The sequence below is a fragment of the Mucilaginibacter sp. cycad4 genome (genome assembly GCF_034263275.1).
Lineage (GTDB): Bacteria > Bacteroidota > Bacteroidia > Sphingobacteriales > Sphingobacteriaceae > Mucilaginibacter.
In genome coordinates, this window is record NZ_CP139559.1 from 5251667 (window position 1) to 5274261 (window position 22595).

The following is a 22595-nucleotide window of genomic DNA, read 5'->3' on the forward strand; positions in this document are numbered from 1 at the left end:
AAGCAAAATTAACTCATCAATACGTAGCAAATTACTTTAAAGTAACATTTTAACAAATATTAACATACTTATTACTTACCAAAAGATTTCGCCGCCCCGCAAACGCAAATAAAAGCGGTTAACCGCTCTTAAACAGGGGTAAAGCAGTTCAAAAAACCCGGCAACATTTTTGGCGCAGGCCTGTTACTCATTTATTATGAAACTAATAATGCTGTTCATATCCATTTTGATAGCCAATACGGCTATTGCACAAAAACATGTGCCCCTGCCCCACGGGATGATATTTGGCGATAAACCCGACACGATAGCCTTGATGCCTGCCTCAAAACTGGAAGCTTTTATGGGGAAAAAAACACGGGTCACCACTGCCATTAGCGGCAGGATTATTAAAGTAACTAAAGAAAAAGGCGGCTGGTTTGAAATGGATGCGGGTAACAACCGGGTTATTACAGCGCATTTTACCAATGCAGGGATAAACCTGCCCGGGCAACTGGCGGGCCGTATGGTAATCATTTCGGGAATAGCAGCCAAACAATTCATTGCCGATGACCTGCAACATATGGCCGGCGATACGGTTAATGGCAAAAAGCAGCACAAAGTAAATACCAACCCAGGCCGAAAGGTTAGCTTTGAGGTAAAAGGATTGATGATAGATAAATAAGCTATTCAAGCCGGGTAAATGAAAAGCTGTAAATAAGCCTGATCCCGGCAAAAGGCGTGGCCTGGGACCCCTTTTTCAAATAATCGCCATGAAAGTTGAGATCGAGTGTTTGATGACGTCCTGACAGCAGGATTAAACCTGCTCCACCGGTACCGCCGTAGCCGCTATAATCAGAATCAAAGTAACCGAAGGCACCCGCCGATGCGTAAATTATTTTATTGAAATAATACCTGCCCGAAAGGCCCCCCACTACGTAGTATGGCTCTTCCACGCTCAAATACGGCGTAACACTTACAGCTTTTGTTATTTTAATTTCACCTTGTAAAAGGCCGCCGTAGCCGATGCTTTTTTCACGGGAGGTATTAAAACCCAACCCAAGGCCGATAGCATTTTTAGCCTGGGCATGAACTTTCACTGCCCCGCATACCAGCAGGGCAAAAAGCAGGATAAAAGTAGTTTTCAAAGCAGGATAGATTAATCGTTTAAAGTTAACGTTGTCTGTTAACCCTGACGATAACACCTACACGTTTGTTACAATGAGCTGCCTTAATTTTTCAGAAACCTCGTTTTTGTTTACCGCGGACGCCTCACGTTTACATTTCATGTAGTGCTCCCGGGCAATTTTTTCGGCCAGGTCGCCGATCGTTTTTACGTGCATCTCTTTGCCAAAACGTCCGGCCAGTTTTAAACCTATCCCCGCTATTACCATACCGGCAATACCAATGGCCAGGTAATAAAAGGCCAAAACAAAGCTAACTACCAATATCATGGAAAACAGGTTAACTATCCATTGCTTCGGCTGAAGCAAACGGATCTGGAAACCCATCTCTTCTTCAATGGCAGCCACAGCCTCAATACGGCTATCGCGCGGAAAAAGATCAGCGAGTTTGGTTTGGGGCTTTATGATATCCTTATCATGCCCCGATGATGCATTGATGGCATTACGGAGTTTGTAAAACGCCTGCTGTGTAGTACAGCCATCATTTGTTTTTTTTACCTTTTCAACAACAACGTCGCAAAGTTTACCAAAGTTTTGTACATCATTTACCGATGTATCGTTTAAACTGATGTTAAATGATTTTTCAATTTTCACTAAAACATCATCCATATCTTCAGGATCAACACTTTTAAGGTTGATTTCCTGACCATTAGCCGTATTAACTTTCAATCTATAGCAACTAAGTACAACAATAGTGAACCTGCAATTAGGGTTGCAGGCTCACGTTATTAGCAATTAAACTACAAAGGCTGCAATTTAATGTTTTAATTATCTGCTCAAATACATTGATTTCTCTTTGTACAGATGCCTGAAGTATGGGTCCTGCAGGTTAGGGATAAAGCGGATAGCCTCACCTGTCGATTTCATTTCAGGGCCAAGCTCCTTGGTAACTTCAGGGAACTTATCAAACGAGAACACCGGTTCTTTGATGGCATAACCCCAAAGCTTGCGTTCGATGGTAAAGTCGCTCAGCTTATTAGCTTCAAGCATAACTTTTGTTGCTATGTTGATGTATGGCACATCATAAGCTTTAGCAATGAAAGGCACGGTACGTGAAGCACGCGGGTTAGCCTCAATCACATACACCTTATCATCCTTAACCGCAAATTGTATGTTCAACAAACCGCGTACATTAAGCGCCGTGGCTATCTTTTTGGTATATTCTTCTATCTGGTGGATTACATTGTCCGACAGATCGAATGGAGGCAATACAGCAAATGAATCGCCCGAGTGGATCCCGGCAGGCTCAATGTGCTCCATGATCCCTACAATGTGTACATCTTCGCCATCGCTGATCGAATCAGACTCGGCCTCGGCGGCACGGTCAAGGAAGTGGTCGATCAGTACGCGGTTGCCCGGCAGGTTGCGCAGCAGGCTTACCACAGCTTTCTCCAGGTCTTCGTCATTGATCACAATGCTCATGCCCTGCCCGCCTAATACGTAGCTTGGGCGTACAAGTACCGGGTAACCAACCTTGTGGGCAACTTCAAGCGCTTCTTCTGCACTTTCGGCAACACCATATTTAGGGTATGGGATGTCAAGATCTTTCAACAAATCAGAGAAACGGCCGCGGTCTTCCGCAATGTCCATGTCATTGAATGATGTACCAATAATCTTGATACCATGCTCATGCATCTTCTCGGCCATTTTAAGGGCTGTTTGGCCCCCCAGCTGTACAATTACCCCATAAGGTTTTTCAAGCTCTATGATCTCGCGTACATGTTCCCAGTAAACCGGCTCAAAGTACAGCTTATCGGCCATGTTAAAATCGGTTGATACAGTTTCAGGGTTACAGTTAACCATGATAGCCTCAAAACCGGCTTCCTTGGCGGCAAGCAGGCCGTGAACGCAGCTGTAATCAAACTCAATGCCCTGGCCTATGCGGTTAGGGCCCGAGCCCAATACGATGATCTTTTTCTTATCGGATGCTACAGATTCGTTTTCTCCCTCATAGCTTGAATAGTAGTATGGGGTTTTAGCAGGGAACTCGGCAGCGCAGGTATCAACCATTTTGTAAACCCGGTGCATGCCCAGTGCTTTACGGCGCTGATAAACATCTTCCTCGGTTACGTTACCCAAAATGTGGGCTATCTGCACATCCGAAAATCCTTTTTGTTTCAGCGTATACAGGAACTCTTCAGGAACGTTGTTCAATGAATAACGGCGAAGCTCTGTTTCAAGGTTAACCAATTCCTGGATCTGGTTCAGGAACCAGCGGTCGATTTTGGTTACTTTACGTACCGATTCGATCGGTACGCCCAGGCTTAACGCGTCATAAATGTGGAACAACCTGTCCCAGCTCGGGTGCTCAAGGCTGGCCATGATTTCTTCGAGGTTACGGCTCTGGCGACCATCGGCACCTAAACCGGCGCGACCAATCTCCAAACTCTGGCAGGCTTTCTGCAAGGCTTCGGTGAAGCTGCGGCCAATGCCCATCACCTCACCTACCGATTTCATCTGCAGGCCAAGCTCTTTGTTAGCGCCTTTGAACTTATCAAAGTTCCAGCGCGGTATTTTCACGATCACGTAATCCAGCGTAGGCTCAAAGTAAGCCGATGTTGTTTTGGTGATCTGGTTTTCAATTTCATCAAGGTTATAACCTATGGCCAGCTTTGCAGCTATTTTAGCGATAGGGTAACCGGTAGCTTTTGATGCAAGCGCTGATGAGCGTGATACACGCGGGTTGATCTCGATAGCGATGATGGCTTCATCGGCAGGATTTACCGAAAACTGCACGTTACAACCGCCGGCAAAGTTACCGATGGCGCGCATCATTTTAATGGCCTGGTTACGCATTTCCTGGTAGCAGCGATCGCTCAGGGTCATGGCAGGGGCCACGGTGATCGAGTCGCCGGTGTGGATGCCCATCGGGTCAAAGTTTTCGATAGAGCAGATGATGATCACGTTATCGTTGCTGTCGCGCAGCAATTCAAGCTCATATTCCTTCCAGCCAAGCACAGCCTGTTCAACCAGTACCTCATGGGTTGGTGAGGCTTGCAAACCGCGGTTAAGGGCTGCATCAAAGTCTTCCTTTTTATGAACGAACCCTGCGCCTTTACCACCCAGCGTATAGCTTGGGCGTATTACCAGCGGGAAACCTATTTCCTGTGCACCTTCTTTACCTTCAAGGAACGAGTTGGCGATCTTTGATTTGGCAACCCCTACGCCGATATCAACCATCAGCTGGCGGAAAGCCTCACGATTTTCGGTTTTTTCGATGGCGGCAATATCTACACCGATAACTTTAACGCCATATTTTTCCCATATGCCGCGTTCAGACGCTTCGATACAAAGGTTCAACGCGGTTTGGCCGCCCATGGTAGGCAGTACAGCGTCTATCTGCTGTTCAGTTAAAATTTTCTCAATGCTTTCGCAGGTGAGCGGCAGAAGATAAACATGGTCGCTGATAACTTTATCCGTCATAATGGTTGCCGGATTGCTGTTAATAATAGAAACGGAGATGCCTTCTTCTTTTAGCGAGAGAGCGGCCTGTGAGCCGGAATAATCAAATTCGCAAGCCTGGCCGATAATGATTGGGCCGGAGCCAATGATCAGAACGGATTTGATGGAGGTGTCTTTGGGCATAGGGCTTTTTTTAAGTCAAAAGTTCTAAGTCAAAAGTTAAAGGCCTTTAAGCCTTTAAACGGTTTTTCCTATGCGCTGAAAGCCAAGAAATCCCGACTTCAGCGTCGGGGTGCAAAGATAGAGTTTTAATAAACACCATTCATGTTTTTTTTCAGATTTAACATTGTCGCAATAACACCCGGCTTTTTTTATGTTTCGGGGCGCATTTTATTAAAACAATAGGCTTACTATTTCCGTAAAATCTCACTATATTTACTTACAGCCCGGCCTGTAATTTCCAATTGAACCTGTAATTGCGCTAACCCGCAAATACTTTTATATATTTAAGGACTATGATAAAGAAGCCTGTTTTTCCGTTGCTTGCGGCTATTTTATTTTGGGGCAGCTGCGCCATGCTGCAATCGGTTGTTAAATCAACCTTTCCTTATACAGCAATGATGGTAATCCCGGCATCGGCTAAAGTTGATGAGCCTCAAACCGCCATAAGCACCGGCAACAGTTTTGACCAGGATTTTACCAAAGACGGCAATAATGCCGGCAAAATAAGCGAAGTTCGGATTATATCGGCCAAATTGCAATCGAGCGATCCATCAGATTATAATATTGGCAATATAGCGTCATTAAGAGTATACATGGGTAAAAAAGATGGCAGTGAAGAAGTAATGGTAGCTATCCGTAAAGATATCCAACCCAACGCCGGCAACAGCATTGTACTGGATATAGACAACTCGCACTTTTTAGATGAGCTGGTACGTGAACCAGGTGTGCGCATACGGATGGTTTACCGCCTGCGTAAAGCTGCAGCAACTGATGCCAGCCTGAAAGTATCGTTGGGAATAGGATCTTACCCATCTAACTAATCATTTCAAAGCAAAGGTAACCGGCACGCTATATATTACTCTTACCGGTAAACCAAACTGCGTGCCCGGCAACCATTTAGGCGAGTTATTAAGCACCCGCACAGCTTCATCATCAATAACAGGGGCAACAGACTTACTCACTTTAATATCTGTTAATGCTCCATCTTTTTCTACAACGAACGAAAGGATCACGGTACCTTCAATCCCCCGGCGAAGGGCATCATCGGGATATTTGATATTGTTTGATAAAAACCTGCCAAACCGCTCAAGCCCGCCTTTAAATTGCGGAGGTACCCCACGAGATTTCAGGTAGGTGTTTACTTTTCCATCTTTAGTTGTAGCTGTGCCTGATATCAACACCCCGCTATCATAAATTTCGATAAAAGTAGTCTTGAAGTCTTGAAAATCACCTTTCCACTGCCCATCGCGTTTGCCGCCTTTTACAGGGCCTTCTTCTTCAACATAAGCAAATTTGTTATCGTAGCCCTTAAAGTAGCCATTACCTTCGGAAACCTGGTCGTTTCCTAATGAATCTTTATTGGCCATGATGAGGTAATTGCCAGACCTCCCGGCAGTACGGTCTTTATTATCCCCGGGATACGAAAACTGCGCGTATAAGCTGCCATTGGGATAAAATTCCATATCCTCACCGGCCTTTACCCCGTTTTTATAGCTGATGACTGATTGCCTTTTGCCATTGGTATAGTAGGTAACGCATTGCCCTTCAAATTGTGGCGGATCGATCTTTACAGATTTGCCAATGAGTTTTTGAGTTCCGCTGGGATAAAATTCAAAAACATTATATAACGCCGAAGCCGAGTCCGGCTCACGCACCACACGGATATAATCGGCGCTATCGCGTGTATCAACATATTTACCGTTATTTTTGATAAAATAAACGTTTTGGCGTTGGGCAAAAACTCCGGTTACAGTAACAAGAAAAAGGGTGATTATAAAAAGTGTTTTCATAAATTGCGGCTTAGGCGCCGCTAATTTACTTAATCAGTTTGTTATCTGAATCGGGGAATATTAAAATAGGTTCGTAGTTGCGGGCCTCTTCAACCTCCATGTAAGCATATGACATAATGATCACGATATCGCCAACCTGTGCCAGGCGGGCGGTAGCGCCATTAAGGCATACGGTGCCTGTTCCGCGTTCGCCTTTGATAACGTAGGTTTCAAAGCGGGCGCCGTTATTATTGTTCACTATCTGAACCTTTTCGTTGGGGATGATATTTGCAGCCTCAATCAGGTCTTCATCAATAGTGATACTGCCCACATAGTTCAACTCGGCCTGTGTTACCTTAACCCGGTGAATTTTGGACTTTAATATTTCAATTATCATGGCGCAAAGTTAGGAATATTTAGTTCATGCGAACAAGTTCATAGTTAATGGTTCATGGTTCATAGCAGTAAGTTTACAGTTAAATGGAAGTTAGCGGGTTATAATCAATCATTATCAAGAATTACCGCTCTAACTCAGCCCATAAACTATAACCTATGAACCACCAAATACTATGAACTATCAACTATGAACCATAGGCTCCTAATCAATCAACACATTATCAATCAATCTTGTTTTACCTACGCGTGCTGCAACAAGGGCAACAACGGTTTCGGATGCCGGGGTGGCGGGGTGCAGCGTTTTGCCGTCGGCTATTTCAAAATACTCCAGCTCAACGCCGGGCTCGTTGCTGATCATTTGGGCTGCCTGTTGCTGCAGTTCGTCAATTTTGTTAATGTCGAAGTTTTCTTTAACCAGGTTCAGGGTTTTGGAAAGGATGAGCGACTGTTCCCTGTCATACGGAGTGAGGTGAATATTTCTTGAGCTCATGGCCAGGCCGTCGGGCTCACGCTCAATCGGGCACATCACCAGCTTAACGGGCATCTCCAGCACCTCAACCATTTTGCTGATCACCATAAACTGCTGGTAATCCTTCTGCCCAAAAAAAGCGATGTCGGGCTTTACAATATTGAACAATTTATTTACCACCTGCGTTACCCCCTGGTAATGCCCGGGCCTGAATTTCCCTTCCAGCAGGTATTCCAGATCGCCCATGTCAAAATGCCATTTCTCATTATCAGCATACATTTCGGTAACCTGCGGATTGAACAAAATATCGCAGTTAACTTCCTCCAGGCGGCGGATATCATCGGTTATGGGGCGGGGGTATTTTTCAAGGTCCTTAGGATCATTAAACTGGGTGGGGTTCACAAAAATGCTGCAAACAACCTGGGTGCTTTGCTGCTTAGCCAGTTCAATTAAACCCAGGTGCCCTTTATGCAATGCGCCCATGGTTGGTACAAAGCCAATTACTTTTACCGGTTTACGGTTAAAATAATCGGTTATCTCATTTTTAGTGCTGAATATTTTCAACGTAATAGGTGTTACAAAATTTGGCAAAGGTGTACAATTGCTTAAAATAAACCAAAAGTTACTTGCATAATTCGTTGGCAGTTTATATAATAATAGTTATATTTGCAAACTCAAATTTTTTGACTTCTTTACATTTTAAATACTGATTTAGTGATGGGTAAATCTAAGCTTTTGTTTATAACTCATGAAATGTCCCCTTTCCTTGAACTCACAAAAATTGCTGAAATAACACGCCAACTTCCGCAGGCCATGCAGGAGAAAGGTTACGAGATCCGTATCCTTATGCCGCGTTTCGGCAATATCAATGAGCGCAGGAACAGGCTTCATGAAGTGATCCGGTTATCAGGTATGAATATTATTATCGACGATAATGATAACCCGCTGATCATCAAAGTAGCATCTATCCCGGCGGCGCGTATGCAGGTGTATTTTTTGGATAATGAAGAATATTTTCAGCGTAAACATGTGTTTGCAGACAAAGAAGGTAAATTTTACGCCGACAATGACGAGCGCATGATCTTCTTTTGCAAAGGTGCATTGGAAACTGTTAAAAAATTAGGCTGGGCGCCGGATGTGATCCATTGCCATGGCTGGATGAGCGCGCTTGTGCCTGCTTATCTGAAAACAACCTACAAAGACGATCCTACATTTAAGCACTCAAAAATCATTTACTCCATTTATGAAAATGATTTTAAAGAGAAATTGCACAATGACTTTGCTACAAAAGCCATCATGAGCAATATGAACGAGCAGCATGTTGAGCCGTACAAAGGCGGCACTAACTCAGCATTGTATGCAGGTGCAATCCACTACTCAGATGGTATCGTTTTAGGCAGCCCCGATATTGATGCAGATGTGTTAAATAATGTTAAAAACAGCAATAAATCGGTTTTAGAATTTGATTCTACCGCAGATTTCGAAAATTATTACAATTTTTACGACGAAATTACCAACGACGAATTGGTGGATGTTGCATAAGACTTAATATTATATATGAAATTTTTCCGATTAGACTTATTGACCCTGTTAATAAGTCTTTTTATTTTGAACAGTTGTAAACGCCAGGATGGTATTGGTTTGGGCGTCAATGATCAAAACGAGATCAATGGCAGCCTGATAGTTGATACCAACATCGTTATTAACACTGTTGCTGATGATACTGCGGCTACCTCCGGCCAGACCAGGACACCGCTTGCCAACTTTACCGACCCGGTATTCGGCACAACAAAAAGTATTGTTGCTTTAGGTGTTAACCTGCCTAATGGCGCCGCTTATACTGTACCTGCAGGTACGTTGACAATCGACTCGGCTGTGCTTGTGCTTAAATATTCTGACGGTTTTTATGGCGATTCGCTGGCTTCACGCTATAAAATAAACGTGTATCAGCTTCAAAAGAAAGTAGAAAGCAAAACCTATTACAGTAACAACCACTGGGATGCCGACCTGGGCAATTTGCTTGGTTCCAAAACCTTTACAGCCCGTACGCACGACAGTATTACCATAGCCCGCATCCGTACCGACACATTAGATACCGTTCAGCGTGTAGCCCCTCAGTTACGTGTGCCGCTTAGTAAAGCTTTTATCTATAACAACCTGTTTAATGCAAGCGGCGCTGTACTTGCGTCACCAACAACTTTTCAAAGTACTGTAAAAGGGCTTTATCTTTCATTAGACAAGGCACAGGCCAGCGACGCCGGCGGTATCATCCAGCTTGATCTTGCCTCATCGCAAATTGATGTTTTTTATAAGGTTGTTACAGCTGCCACCAGTACAACAACCAGTACCATTGATACGGCATCGGTAACCCTGCCGTTCTTTAACCGTGCTGCCGAAATTACGCATACCTATAGTACCACTATCCAGGCAGCCTTGAATAATACAACAACATCACAAAATACGGTTTACCTTCAGGGCCTTGCAGGCTTAAGGGCCAAGCTCAGTTTCCCCGGCCTTGACAAACTTATTGATTCATCAATTGTGTTAAACCGTGCCGAGATCGTTATAACCCCGCGTGCGGGCTCGGGTGTTCCTTATGCGCCTTTACCCAAGCTAACTATGTACAAGCTGGATATAGCCAAACAACGGGCTTTGATACAGGATGCCTCCGCGAGTGACCCGCGTTCGCAAACAAGTTTGTTTGGCGGCAGATATGACCGTACAAAAAAAGAATACCACTTCCTGGTTACGGCTTTTGTACAGGACCTGATCCGCAAAAAAACAGTCGATTACGGCACTTATATCGCCCCTGTTGATACTACCCTTGTTAATGTCACAACAGGTATCGACGTAGGCCCGTCAACACAAACGGCAGCCCGTACGGTGATAGTGGGCAGTGATAAGGCAACTCCGGGTTATAGCATCCGCATGAATATCATTTACACCAAAATTCGCAAGTAAGATATCTCTCAATAAACAAAAGAATCCCCGCTTAGGGGATTTTTTTGTTTAAGACAATACACTTCTTAAAATACTTTTCTAAGTATTTTAAAACTTCTCCTTTTTTGAAAAAAATCAAAATAATTATTGCTGATATGTGTTATATAGCTGTTTATTTTGCGGCGTTTAACATTTATACTTGATTATTTTATGTGCGGAATTGTTGGTTATATAGGATTCAGGGATGCTTACCCTATAGTTATAAAGGGACTTCACAGGCTCGAATACCGGGGCTATGACAGTGCCGGCGTTGCCCTGCTTGATCATGACCTTAAAGTTTATAAAAAGGCCGGCAAGGTTGAAGACCTCGAAAATTTTGTGAAGGGGATTGACCTGAAGGGGACAATTGGAATGGGCCATACCCGCTGGGCAACCCACGGCGAACCGAGCGACCGTAACTCGCACCCGCACTCATCGGGCGACAGGAAGCTTACCATTATACATAACGGCATTATTGAAAACTATGGAGTGATCAAGGAAACCCTTGCAGCTAAAGGCCATGTTTTTAAAAGCGATACGGATACCGAGGTTTTAATACACCTGATTGAGGATATCCAAAATGCAACCGGCCTTGATTTGAAAGACGCCGTGCGCGTGGCTTTAAATAAAGTAATAGGCGCATATGCCATCGTTATCATGAGTGCCGATGAGCCCGACCTGCTTATTGCGGCCCGCAAAGGCAGCCCCATGGTAATTGGTGTAGGCAAAGGTGAGTATTTCATAGCTTCAGACGCCACGCCCATTGTGGAGTACACTAAAAATGTGATCTACCTTAACGATAACGAAATTGCCTATGTACACCGTGAAAGCCTGCTGGTAAAAAATATCGACAATTCGGTACAAACACCCTATATCCAGGAACTGGACTTAAAACTGGAAATGCTGGAGAAAGGCGGCTACGATCATTTCATGATGAAAGAGATCTATGAGCAGCCCCGTTCCATCCGCGACTGCCTGCGCGGCCGTATTTACCCCCAGCAGGGCAAAGTTCAGCTCGGTGGCATTAAGGAATACACCGAGAAGCTTAAAAACGTGGACAGGATCATTATTGTGGCCTGCGGCACCTCATGGCATGCAGGTTTGGTAGGCGAATATTTAATTGAAGAATACGCGCGTGTGCCGGTAGAGGTAGAATACGCCTCCGAGTTCAGGTACCGCAACCCTATCATTACCGAAAAAGACCTGGTGATAGCCATATCTCAATCAGGCGAAACAGCCGATACCATGGCCGCCATTGAACTGGCTAAAGAAAAAGGGGCAACTATTTTTGGGATATGTAATGTGGTTGGCGCATCTATTCCGCGTTTAACGCATGCCGGCGTTTATACCCATGCCGGACCTGAAATAGGGGTAGCATCAACCAAGGCCTTCACCGCCCAGGTAAGCATGTTAACGCTGATAGCTTTTTACATAGCCCAGCAGCGCGGTAAAATTACCCAAAGCAAAATGGTTGAGTATTTAACCGGCTTAAACGAAATCCCGAACCTGGTACAGGAAGCGCTGAAATCAAACGAACATATCCGGCAAATTGCAGCCCGGTTTAAAGATTCGACCAATTGCCTGTTCCTGGGCAGGGGCAGTTCGTTCCCTGTAGCCCTTGAAGGCGCTTTAAAGCTCAAGGAGATCTCTTACATCCACGCCGAAGGTTATCCGGCCGCCGAAATGAAACACGGCCCTATCGCTTTAATTGATGATGAAATGCCGGTAGTGTTCATCGCCACCAAACATTCATCGTACGAAAAAGTGATCAGTAACATACAGGAAGTAAAAGCCCGTAAAGGCCACGTAATTGCCATTGTTTCCGAAGGCGATACCGAAGTAAAAGGTATGGCCGATTATGTGATAGAGATCCCGCAAACCAATGAGGCATTTGTACCGCTGGTGGCAACCATCCCGCTGCAGTTACTGGCTTATCACATAGCCGTAATGCGCGGCTGTAATGTTGATCAGCCCCGTAACCTGGCCAAGTCGGTTACGGTAGAATAAATATCTGTACCGATACAATCTAATTTTTCCAGCCCCTGCCAATAACGGCAGGGGTTTTGTTATTTTTGAGAAGAAACAAATACCTGCTGCCTATGAGTTTTGAAATGTTTAGCCAGGCCGAGTCCTGGATCTCCCTGATCACACTTACGCTTTTGGAGATCGTTTTAGGGATCGACAACGTGATATTTATCTCCATCCTGTCTGATAAATTACCGGCCAACCAGCAAAGCAGGGGCAGGAGGATTGGTTTGGGCATGGCCATGATCACCCGTATCCTGTTGCTGTTATCTATTAGCTGGGTAATGACGCTTACCGCCCCCTTGTTTAACCTGAGTTCGGTTTTGAGTATTACCAACCCCGAATGGGTTGAAAAACTGGCTATCTCCGGCCGTGACCTGATCCTGATCATCGGCGGCCTGTTCCTGATCTATAAAAGCACTGCCGAGATCCACCATAAAATTGAAGGCGAAGAAGAAGACGAAGGAACCATAAAAAAACATTCGTTCTGGGGCACCATCATCCAGATCATGCTGCTGGATATCGTTTTCTCGCTCGATTCGGTGATCACTGCTGTAGGGATGGCCAGCCATGTAGAGATCATGATCCTGGCGGTTGTAATAGCCGTAGGTATTATGATGTGGGCCTCAAACGGGGTGGCCTCATTTGTAAACAAGCACCCAACCGTAAAAATGCTGGCACTATCATTTTTGTTATTGATAGGTGTTTCGCTTTTAGCCGAAGCTTTTGAACAGCATATCCCTAAAGGGTATATCTATTTTGCCATGGCTTTCTCAGTTTTGGTAGAGATGCTGAATTTGAAAATGAAAGCGAATAAGGGTAAGAAAGTGGTGAGCAAGGAGTAATAATCAAATAGCATTTGCGTACGTTTATAATTAACGTAAACTATAAAAAAACAGTCATTGCGAGGTACGAAGCAATCGCGAACTATACAGATCGGATCTGCTTATTGGGGATTGCTTCGTACCTCGCAATGACGGTTTATAAATTGTTGGCCAATAAATTAAGCTAATGACCCAATGATATTCAAATGACCACTAAAGGGCTACCGCCAACGCTTTCCCGCTATACTTAACCACCTTATCAGCCTTAGCGGTCAAAGCCACATCCGAACCATGTGCGCCTTTAACCAGTACCACATTAAATGTGCGGCTTTTTAACTGACCTGGGAAATGTCCCTTAGTATCTGAAATGCTTAACTTATGTGTTTTATCGTTCCAGTTTAACGTAAACGTAGCCGATTGTCCTTTTTCGTAGTTATAGTTATCGTTCTCATCCTCATAAAACTTGAATGAGGCATCGGCACCGGGGTAAATACGCAGTTCGATATTGCTGTTTGGTTTTTCGGTTGCATACTCAACATCAGGGCCCATTGGTATAATTGAGCCCGCTTTTACATACAGTGGTAAGATCTCGATAGGCGCAGCTGCACTAATGGTTTGGCCACCATCGAGCAGTTCGCCTGTCCAAAAGTTATACCATTTGCTGGCGGCAGGAAGGTAAACCTGGCGGGCCTTGGCTTTTCTGTCGGCATCGCTTGAGGTATAAAGTTGCTCGGTTACCGGGTTTACCATAAAGGCCGGCCCAAACATATACTGGTCCGGAATACCGTAAACCTTGCTGTCGCCGCGGTAATCAAACGCCAGCGAACGCATAATGGTATAGTTATCCTTAGTTACACGACCTGCCAATGAATAAATGTATGGCATCAAACGGTAACGGAGCTTATCAAAATTAAGCAGGATCGACCTTGTATTTTCGTCCCAGTTTTTGCTGAAGATGGCACGCTCGCCTTTACCGTGGATGCGGAAAATAGGGCAAAATGTACCGAACTGGAACCAACGGGTAAACAATTCGCGTTTATCCGGCTGCGACCAATCGGCAGGTTTCCAGTGGTAATGATATCCGCCGATGTCTGACGTCCAGTAAGGAATGCCCGATGTACAGGCGTTGATGCCCTGCGGTACCTGGTCTTTAAAATCATGAAAAGTACACTCAATATCACTCGACCATAATGTAGAGGCGTTGCGCTGCTCACCGGCAAAGGACTGCCTTACCAAAAAGAAGGCGCGCTTACCGGGAATATCCCTGCGCCAGCCCTCATATACGCCTTTGGTATGCTGCAGGGAGTAGGTATTAAAATAATCAATGCCCTTACCTATAGCAAAATTACTTTGGCGGCGGGCGTCAAGCAACGCTCCATTATCAGGCTCGCACTGGTCAATCCACCAGGCATCCCAACCGTAACGCTTAATGAGGCTGTCGCGGGCCTGGTCCCAGTAAAGTTCCCGGGCTTTAGGATTGTGGGCATCGTAATAAGTATCAAAAGTGTGGGTAACCACGTTATCCCAGGTAATATCGGTAAGACCGCCCATTTTATCCAGTGCATCATAGTTAGGAGTGCCCTTGCCAAACACCGGCCAGATAGAGATCATGGCATGGATATTTGCATCATGCAAAGCGTCAACCAGTTTTTGTGGGTGTGGATAGCGTTCCGGTTTCATTACATGTGAGCCAATTGGCAATGGGTCCCAGTAGTACCAGTCCTGCACAATTACGTCAACCGGGATGTGGTTATTGCGGTAATTGTCCTTTACAGTAAGGATTTCGTCCTCGCTCAGGTATCGGTCCTGCGATTGAAACAAGCCGTAAGCCCATTTACCAAACATCGGCGCTTTGCCGGTGGCGGTACGGTACAGATCGATGATGTGATCAAAACCCGGGCCGTAAAAGAAGAAATAATCAACCTGTTTACCGCTTTCGGATACATATTTGAATTTGGTATTATCAGCCTCGGCACCATAAAAATTACTGGCCGAGTAGTTATCCCACATCAAGCCATAGCCCTTTGTTGATAACAGCACCGGGATAGCGCCGGTAAGATACTTAATAGCCAGGTCCTGGTTGCGTCCCTTGTAATTGATTGACATAGAATCTAAAGGATGGCAGCCCAAACCAAACAAGGCCTCATCCTTTGGCGACGTAAACTGTGTAGTTACGTTATAAGTGCTGATCCCTGCGATGGTTGCCGGAATAATGGATTTATTGTCGCTGTCTTCGGCAATGATCACGTTACCTTTCAAATCGGTATAGGTGATGGCGTTGGTAGTCTTATTAATCTTTATTTTCAGCTTCGCAGTAGTAATAACCACCTCGGTTTTACCATCAGTAACCTGGTAGGCTGAATGCTGAAGCCATTTATTATTAACAACCAGCGAAGGCTTGGCCTCAAAAGCATCAAAGATGGTATATTTCACTTCGATGATATCATCTCTGCGGATAAGCACCTTCATCAAACCTTTGTCGAGCGTGAAAGTAACGCCATCAGCTGCTTTTTTGAAAGATTTAATAACTGCCATAGCCGGCACAGCTGACATGCCAGCCAAAAGGAAAACGAGCCACGCAATCGATTGCCTAACTTTTGCGCCTTTTTGAGATAATTGTTTAAACATCATGAGTATCACTGATTTGGTTTATATTGAGTGTGAGATTAACACCTAATTCGACAGCGTGAATATAGCGTACTTTTTTTAATTGGAGTAAATTTTTTTGATGTTGAATTATCAGTTGGCACTATAAACTCCAAATATTAAGTACATTTTACGATGACGTAATTTACCATGCGGTTTTACCAAAGTGGTAGCAATAAATTGTCAGCGCCCCCCTTTATAAAACAGCGTGTTCCACTAAAGGAGGCTTAATTTGTAAGTTATTGATTATTAATATACATTTACCCATCCCGGCTTTGAGGGTGTTTCAGTAAATTTATAATAAGCTGATTATCAAGCGCTATGATTTTCAGAATAGTGGAACAGTAGTTTATCCGTGACGTTGCCTTCGGCCGGGCTATGCGCTCATACGCCTGCAGACTTTAGGCGCTTTGGCCGGTACCGGCTACTAACGCGGTGTTCTGGGCAGTGGTAAATGGTGAATGATGAGTGGTTGGCACGGGGGGACTTACGAAAAGGCCGTTAACGCAAAAAGCCTTAGGGATTAGCTAAGGCTTTTGCAATGTTGCACCATTAAAGGTGATAAAGGTTGGCACCGACCTACTCTCCCACGTTTTACCGCAGTACCATCGGCTCTGGCGGGCTTGACTTCTCTGTTCGGAATGGGAAGAGGTAGACACCGCCGATATAGGCACCTGAATATTTTTAAGTTAGTGGTTGATTGGGTGAGTGGTGAGTGGTTCTTGTATGGTGTATAGCTTTTAAACTACTCACCTAATGAACCTAATCAACTATTCACCCCCATTAACATGACATATTATTGAAAGAAGTACTTGATTGAAGAGAAAACAACAGCTTTTGTTGTTTATCTGTTTGTTTTGTTTCAGATGAGTGATCGCTTTGGTTTTTTATTTGTGTAGTCTTGCAACCACTCTCCTAATCAACTTAATCAACCACTCACCTTAATCCGTCACGAAGAAAGCTTCGGGCAATTAGTATTACTCGGCTATGATGTCACCACCTTTATACCTGTAACCTATCAACGTAGTAGTCTCCTACGACCCTCAATGGAAGTCTCATCTTGTGGCTAGTTTCGCACTTAGATGCTTTCAGCGCTTATCTATTCCCAACGTAGCTACTCTGCAGTACACCTGGCGGCATAACAGATTCACCAGAGGTTAGTCCAACCCGGTCCTCTCGTACTAAGGTCAGCCCCACTCAAACTTCCTGCGCCCACAACAGATAGGGACCGAACTGTCTCGCGACGTTCTGAACCCAGCTCGCGTGCCACTTTAATGAGCGAACAGCTCAACCCTTGGGACCTTCTCCAGCCCCAGGATGTGACGAGCCGACATCGAGGTGCCAAACCTCCCCGTCGATATGAGCTCTTGGGGGAGATCAGCCTGTTATCCCCAGCGTACCTTTTATCCTTTGAGCGATGGCCCTTCCATGCAGAACCACCGGATCACTATATCCGTCTTTCGACCCAGCTCGACTTGTCTGTCTCACTGTCAAGCAAGCTTTTGCTATTGCACTCCGCGTACGGTTACCAAGCGTACTGAGCTTACCTTTGAAAGCCTCCGTTACCTTTTTGGAGGCGACCACCCCAGTCAAACTACCCGCCAAACAATGTTCTCCGCTTTGCAGAGTTAGACACCAAATACAGAAAGGGTGGTATTTCAACGTTGACTAAATGACTCCTGGCGAAGCCACATCACAGTCTCCCACCTATCCTACACATCCTGTATCCGATATCAATGTTAAGCTATAGTGAAGGTGCATGGGGTCTTTCCGTCCCGTTGCGGGTAACCGGCGTCTTCACCGATACCACAATTTCACCGAGCTCATGGCTGAGACAGCGCCCAGATCGTTACACCATTCGTGCAGGTCGGAACTTACCCGACAAGGAATTTCGCTACCTTAGGACCGTTATAGTTACGGCCGCCGTTTACTGGGGCTTCGATTCAATGCTTCGCCTTGCGACTAACATCCCCTCTTAACCTTCCAGCACCGGGCAGGTGTCAGGCCTTATACGTCATCTTGCGATTTTGCAAAGCCATGTGTTTTTGTTAAACAGTCGCCTGGGCCTTTTCACTGCGGCTGCCATTGCTGACAGCGCCCCTTCTCCCGAAGTTACAGGGCCATTTTGCCGAGTTCCTTAGCCATGATTCACTCGAGCACCTTAGGATTCTCTCCTCGACTACCTGTGTCGGTTTACGGTACGGGTTTTTATTACCTGAAGCTTAGCGGGTTTTCTTGGAAGTCTGATTACCTGAACTATCACATCCCCCGAAGGTTCTGTGTACTATCAGCTTTCAGCAAAACATGCGTACTTAACTACACGTCTTATACCTACAGCCTTTAACGAACTATTCCGTCAGTTCGCGTCAGTGTCACTACTCCGTCACCGCATCGCAGTAATAAAAAGTACTGGAATATTAACCAGTTGTCCATCGGCTACGCCTGTCGGCTTCACCTTAGGCCCCGACTAACCCTGATCCGATTAGCGTTGATCAGGAAACCTTAGTCTTTCGGTGGGCGGGTTTCTCTCCCGCCTTATCGTTACTTATGCCTACATTTGCTTTTCTATTCCCTCCACAGTCAGTTACCTTCCTGCTTCTCCGACAAATAGAATGCTCCCCTACCAGTGCATTTACATGCAATCCATAGCTTCGGTATACTGCTTGATGCCCGTTTATTATCCATGCCCGATCGCTCGACTAGTGAGCTGTTACGCACTCTTTAAATGAATGGCTGCTTCCAAGCCAACATCCTAGCTGTCTGTGCAATCGGACCTCGTTAGTTCAACTTAGCAATAATTTAGGGACCTTAGCTGATGGTCTGGGTTCTTTCCCTCTCGGCCATGGACCTTAGCACCCATAGCCTCACTCCAGCGTATATTATAAAGCATTCGGAGTTTATCTGGATTTGGTAGGATTTGACTCCCCCGCACCCAATTAGTAGCTCTACCTCTTTATAACTCAACCGCCAGGCTGTTCCTAAAAACATTTCGGGGAGTACGAGCTATTTCCCAGTTTGATTAGCCTTTCACCCCTACCCACAAGTCATCCGGAAACTTTTCAACGTTTATCGGTTCGGTCCTCCAGTACCTGTTACGGCACCTTCAACCTGCCCATGGGTAGATCACAAGGTTTCGCGTCTACCTCCCCTGACTATACGCCCTTTTCAGACTCGCTTTCGCTTCGGATCCGTGTCTTAAACACTTAACCTTGCCAGGGAAGAGTAACTCGTAGGCTCATTATGCAAAAGGCACGCCGTCACCCGTTGCCAGGCTCCGACCGCTTGTAAGTACACGGTTTCAGGTTCTATTTCACTCCCCTGTTCGGGGTTCTTTTCACCTTTCCCTCACGGTACTGGTTCACTATCGGTCTCTCAGGAGTATTTAGCCTTACCGGATGGTGCCGGCAAATTCCCACAAGGCGTCTCCGACCTCGCGGTACTCAGGATACCACTATCCTACTATTCATTACCCGTACGCAGCTCTCATGCTCTATGGCCGGGTTTCCCACCCCGTTCCGGTTCTGTTTAATATTCATGTTGTGGTCCTACAACCCCTGCTATGCCGTAACATAACAGGTTTGGGCTTCTTCCATTTCGCTCGCCACTACTCTGGAAATCACTATTGTTTTCTCTTCCTCTGCTTACTTAGATGTTTCAGTTCGGCAGGTTAGCGCATTTATGCAATTAGTCTTCAACTAATTAGGTTTCCCCATTCGGAAATCTGCGGATCAAGTCATATTTGCTGATCCCCGCAGCTTATCGCAGCTTATCACGTCCTTCTTCGCCTCTGAGAGCCAAGGCATCCCCCGTGTACCCTTTCTTACTTTCTTCTACTCATGCGCCTTTTGCGCCGCATGGTATGTCTTTATTTTAGATAATTGTTTGTTAGCGTCAAGAGATCAGGAATCAAGAACCAGGACCGAAGTCTTGTCTCTTTTTTCTTGCAATCTTGCCTCTGAGCAAACAACGTCTCTATCTGTTGTTTTCTCTTGTTTCAATTACTTCTTCCAATATGTCAAAGAACGTTTTGATCCTCCGTCATTCTTTCATTTAGTCACTACGTCATTTTTCAATGACTCAATGACCAGATGACTTAATGACTTCCGGTTCAATGTGGAGAATAACGGATTCGAACCGTTGACCCCCTGCGTGCAAGGCAGGTGCTCTAGCCAGCTGAGCTAATCCCCCCTAAGATGAATTATCGAATTATTGATTTTTTGAATTATTGATTATTTTTCACTCAATAATTCAGTAATTCTATAATTCAATCATCGCCTCTTTTGTAGTCCCGAGCAGATTTGAACTGCTGACCCCTACATTATCAGTGTAGTGCTCTAACCAAGCTGAGCTACAGGACTTTTTTGTATTTCGGATCTCCGATCTTCGATTTTAGATTTTTTTATTCTTCAAATCGTCAATCGTAATCTCTTACAATCCCGCCTCTCAGATGTTATTGCCACTGATGGCTTCATCTTCTGGGTGTTTCCTTTTGCGTGTGTGTTATCAGTATATGACTGCTCATGTTTTGTGATCTTCGCTTTTCAACTACTCACCACTTAACCTAATCAACCATTTAACTAACTTTAAGAAATATCATGCAGCGAACAGTTCTGAGCCACTCAGAGGGCCTGCTCCAGAAAGGAGGTATTCCAGCCACACCTTCCGGTACGGCTACCTTGTTACGACTTAGCCCCAGTTACCGACTTTACCCTAGGACGCTCCTTGCGGTTACGCACTTCAGGCACTTCCAGCTTCCATGGCTTGACGGGCGGTGTGTACAAGGCCCGGGAACGTATTCACCGCGTCATTGCTGATACGCGATTACTAGCGAATCCAACTTCACGGGGTCGAGTTGCAGACCCCGATCCGAACTGTGAATGGCTTTAAGAGATTGGCATCCTGTTGCCAGGTAGCTGCCCTCTGTACCATCCATTGTAGCACGTGTGTAGCCCCGGACGTAAGGGCCATGATGACTTGACGTCGTCCCCTCCTTCCTCTCTATTTGCATAGGCAGTCTGTTTAGAGTCCCCACCTTAAATGCTGGCAACTAAACATAGGGGTTGCGCTCGTTGCGGGACTTAACCCAACACCTCACGGCACGAGCTGACGACAGCCATGCAGCACCTAGTTTCGTGTTCCGAAGAACTGTGACGTCTCTGTCACATTCACTAACTTTCAAGCCCGGGTAAGGTTCCTCGCGTATCATCGAATTAAACCACATGCTCCTCCGCTTGTGCGGGCCCCCGTCAATTCCTTTGAGTTTCACCCTTGCGGGCGTACTCCCCAGGTGGAACACTTAACGCTTTCGCTTAGACGCTGACCGTATATCGCCAACATCGAGTGTTCATCGTTTAGGGCGTGGACTACCAGGGTATCTAATCCTGTTTGATCCCCACGCTTTCGTGCCTCAGCGTCAATCATACTTTAGTAAGCTGCCTTCGCAATTGGTGTTCTGTGACATATCTATGCATTTCACCGCTACTTGTCACATTCCGCCTACCTCAAGTACATTCAAGCTCTTCAGTATCAAGGGCACTGCGATAGTTGAGCTACCGTCTTTCACCCCTGACTTAAAAAGCCGCCTACGCACCCTTTAAACCCAATAAATCCGGATAACGCTTGGATCCTCCGTATTACCGCGGCTGCTGGCACGGAGTTAGCCGATCCTTATTCTCAAGGTACATTCAACTTCTTTCACGAAAGAAGGTTTATTCCCCTGCAAAAGCAGTTTACAACCCGTAGGGCCGTCTTCCTGCACGCGGCATGGCTGGTTCAGACTTCCGTCCATTGACCAATATTCCTTACTGCTGCCTCCCGTAGGAGTCTGGTCCGTGTCTCAGTACCAGTGTGGGGGGTCATCCTCTCAGATCCCCTAAACATCGTAGCCTTGGTATGCCGTTACCACACCAACTAGCTAATGTTGCGCATGCCCATCTTAGTCCTATAAATATTTGATCACAAAGCGATGCCACTTCGTGATGTTATGCGGTCTTAATCTCTCTTTCGAGAGGCTATCCCCCTGACTAAGGTAGGTTACATACGTGTTACGCACCCGTGCGCCACTCTCATCAGGTGCAAGCACCCGAATCCCGTCCGACTTGCATGTATTAGGCCTGCCGCTAGCGTTCATCCTGAGCCAGGATCAAACTCTCCATTGTAAAATGTTTTGTTTTAATCACTGACCCTATTATTAATTAATAGAATCTGTATTATTATCTCTTTATACAGGCTCTCTTTATTTTGTAACTCTTCAGCTCAGTTTAACCTTGGTTAGACTTCGCCTCCCGTTACGCTACATGATTTCCATTTCTTAAAAGAACTTTCCCGCTTCCCTATCCAGTTCAGCTATATAATCTTTCAGTTTTACCTGAGTTGATTTGTCAATTTTTTTAGTGTGGGAATCGCTCCCTTTCACCCTTGATTCCTAAGGCCTAAAACCCTCATCCTCTTTTCTTTAGAAGCTTTTAAACTTCTTCCCCGCTTGGGGCTGCAAAGGTAGAAAACCTTTTCTTCTTTCCAAAACTTTTTTACTTTTTTATTTTCTAAAAGTTTCAGCCGCTTCCCTCTCTCTTTTCTTCCTCGTTTGCGGGCTGCAAAGGTGTGAATTATTTTCCGGTTTCACAAAAGATTTTTACAATCTTTTTTCTCCTTCCCTTCATTCACGCTCAACCTTTAAAGAACTCCCCGCTTCTTCGTTTGCGGG

13 protein-coding genes, 2 tRNA genes and 3 rRNA genes are annotated in these 22595 nt (G+C 45.4%); 6 read left to right on the top strand and 12 right to left on the bottom strand.

The genetic code is table 11. The features are described 5' to 3' along the window. The first annotated feature begins 196 nt into the window (after positions 1-196). The gene (locus SNE26_RS21315; RefSeq protein ID WP_321555914.1) at positions 197-661 is read left to right on the top strand and encodes a DUF4920 domain-containing protein; all 465 of its coding nucleotides are present in this window, start codon (positions 197-199) and stop codon (positions 659-661) included. A gap of 1 nt (position 662) precedes the next feature. On the opposite strand, the gene SNE26_RS21320 is transcribed toward SNE26_RS21315, so the two are convergent. From SNE26_RS21320 to carB, 3 genes are all read right to left on the bottom strand, one after another. Continuing rightward, on the bottom strand, positions 663-1124 hold the full coding sequence (locus tag SNE26_RS21320; RefSeq protein WP_321555915.1) for a hypothetical protein: 462 nt from the start codon (positions 1122-1124) through the stop codon (positions 663-665). A 57-nt stretch (positions 1125-1181) separates the two neighbouring features. After that, positions 1182-1829: a hypothetical protein gene (locus tag SNE26_RS21325; RefSeq protein WP_321555916.1), complete on the bottom strand. Its 648-nt coding sequence runs from the start codon at positions 1827-1829 to the stop codon at positions 1182-1184. A 99-nt stretch (positions 1830-1928) separates the two neighbouring features. Next, on the bottom strand, positions 1929-4745 hold the full coding sequence (gene carB, locus SNE26_RS21330; protein ID WP_321555917.1) for a carbamoyl-phosphate synthase large subunit: 2817 nt from the start codon (positions 4743-4745) through the stop codon (positions 1929-1931). Between the two features lie 332 nt (positions 4746-5077). Here carB and SNE26_RS21335 point away from each other — a divergent pair, with 332 nt between their 5' ends. Continuing rightward, complete coding sequence (locus tag SNE26_RS21335; protein WP_321555918.1) at positions 5078-5605, top strand: hypothetical protein; 528 nt, start codon at positions 5078-5080, stop codon at positions 5603-5605. Here SNE26_RS21335 and SNE26_RS21340 read toward each other — a convergent pair whose 3' ends face one another. The 3 genes from SNE26_RS21340 to panC all read right to left on the bottom strand — a co-directional run bounded on the left by SNE26_RS21340 (position 5606) and on the right by panC (position 7982). Continuing rightward, positions 5606-6574 carry a TonB family protein gene (locus SNE26_RS21340; protein WP_321555919.1) on the bottom strand — a complete coding sequence of 323 codons (969 nt, stop codon included), beginning with the start codon at positions 6572-6574 and terminating at the stop codon, positions 5606-5608. Between the two features lie 25 nt (positions 6575-6599). After that, positions 6600-6950, bottom strand: coding sequence for an aspartate 1-decarboxylase (gene panD / locus SNE26_RS21345; RefSeq protein WP_090534618.1), 351 nt, complete (start codon positions 6948-6950; stop codon positions 6600-6602). 201 nt (positions 6951-7151) lie between these two features. After that, positions 7152-7982, bottom strand: a complete 831-nt coding sequence (gene panC / locus SNE26_RS21350; RefSeq protein WP_321555920.1) for a pantoate--beta-alanine ligase — start codon at positions 7980-7982, stop codon at positions 7152-7154. A gap of 153 nt (positions 7983-8135) precedes the next feature. Between panC and SNE26_RS21355 the strand changes: the two genes are divergently transcribed. The 4 genes from SNE26_RS21355 (at position 8136) to SNE26_RS21370 (ending at position 13267) form a co-directional block, all read left to right on the top strand. Then, on the top strand, positions 8136-8960 hold the full coding sequence (locus SNE26_RS21355; RefSeq protein WP_321555921.1) for a glycogen/starch synthase: 825 nt from the start codon (positions 8136-8138) through the stop codon (positions 8958-8960). Positions 8961-9026: 66 nt separating this feature from the next. Further along, complete coding sequence (locus tag SNE26_RS21360) at positions 9027-10379, top strand: DUF4270 family protein (protein ID WP_321555922.1); 1353 nt, start codon at positions 9027-9029, stop codon at positions 10377-10379. Positions 10380-10568: 189 nt separating this feature from the next. Beyond that, entirely contained in the window at positions 10569-12404 is a 1836-nt protein-coding gene (gene glmS, locus SNE26_RS21365) for a glutamine--fructose-6-phosphate transaminase (isomerizing) (protein WP_321555923.1), read from the top strand. A gap of 92 nt (positions 12405-12496) precedes the next feature. Continuing rightward, on the top strand, positions 12497-13267 hold the full coding sequence (locus SNE26_RS21370; protein ID WP_321555924.1) for a TerC family protein: 771 nt from the start codon (positions 12497-12499) through the stop codon (positions 13265-13267). Positions 13268-13459: 192 nt separating this feature from the next. Here SNE26_RS21370 and SNE26_RS21375 read toward each other — a convergent pair whose 3' ends face one another. The 6 genes from SNE26_RS21375 to SNE26_RS21400 all read right to left on the bottom strand — a co-directional run bounded on the left by SNE26_RS21375 (position 13460) and on the right by SNE26_RS21400 (position 22050). Continuing rightward, positions 13460-15877 (bottom strand): TIM-barrel domain-containing protein, encoded by a 2418-nt coding sequence (locus tag SNE26_RS21375; protein ID WP_321555925.1) that lies wholly within the window; start codon positions 15875-15877, stop codon positions 13460-13462. A gap of 581 nt (positions 15878-16458) precedes the next feature. Beyond that, positions 16459-16570: ribosomal RNA gene (rrf, locus tag SNE26_RS21380) — 5S ribosomal RNA — on the bottom strand. 273 nt (positions 16571-16843) lie between these two features. Further along, a 23S ribosomal RNA gene (locus SNE26_RS21385) occupies positions 16844-19723 on the bottom strand. 283 nt (positions 19724-20006) lie between these two features. Continuing rightward, positions 20007-20080 (bottom strand) — tRNA-Ala (locus SNE26_RS21390). Positions 20081-20175: 95 nt separating this feature from the next. Beyond that, positions 20176-20250: transfer RNA gene (locus SNE26_RS21395), tRNA-Ile, on the bottom strand. A 279-nt stretch (positions 20251-20529) separates the two neighbouring features. Next, positions 20530-22050: ribosomal RNA gene (locus tag SNE26_RS21400) — 16S ribosomal RNA — on the bottom strand. Together the 16S, 23S and 5S rRNA genes with 2 tRNA genes alongside form the textbook arrangement of a ribosomal RNA operon. Between the last annotated feature and the right edge of the window lie 545 nt (positions 22051-22595).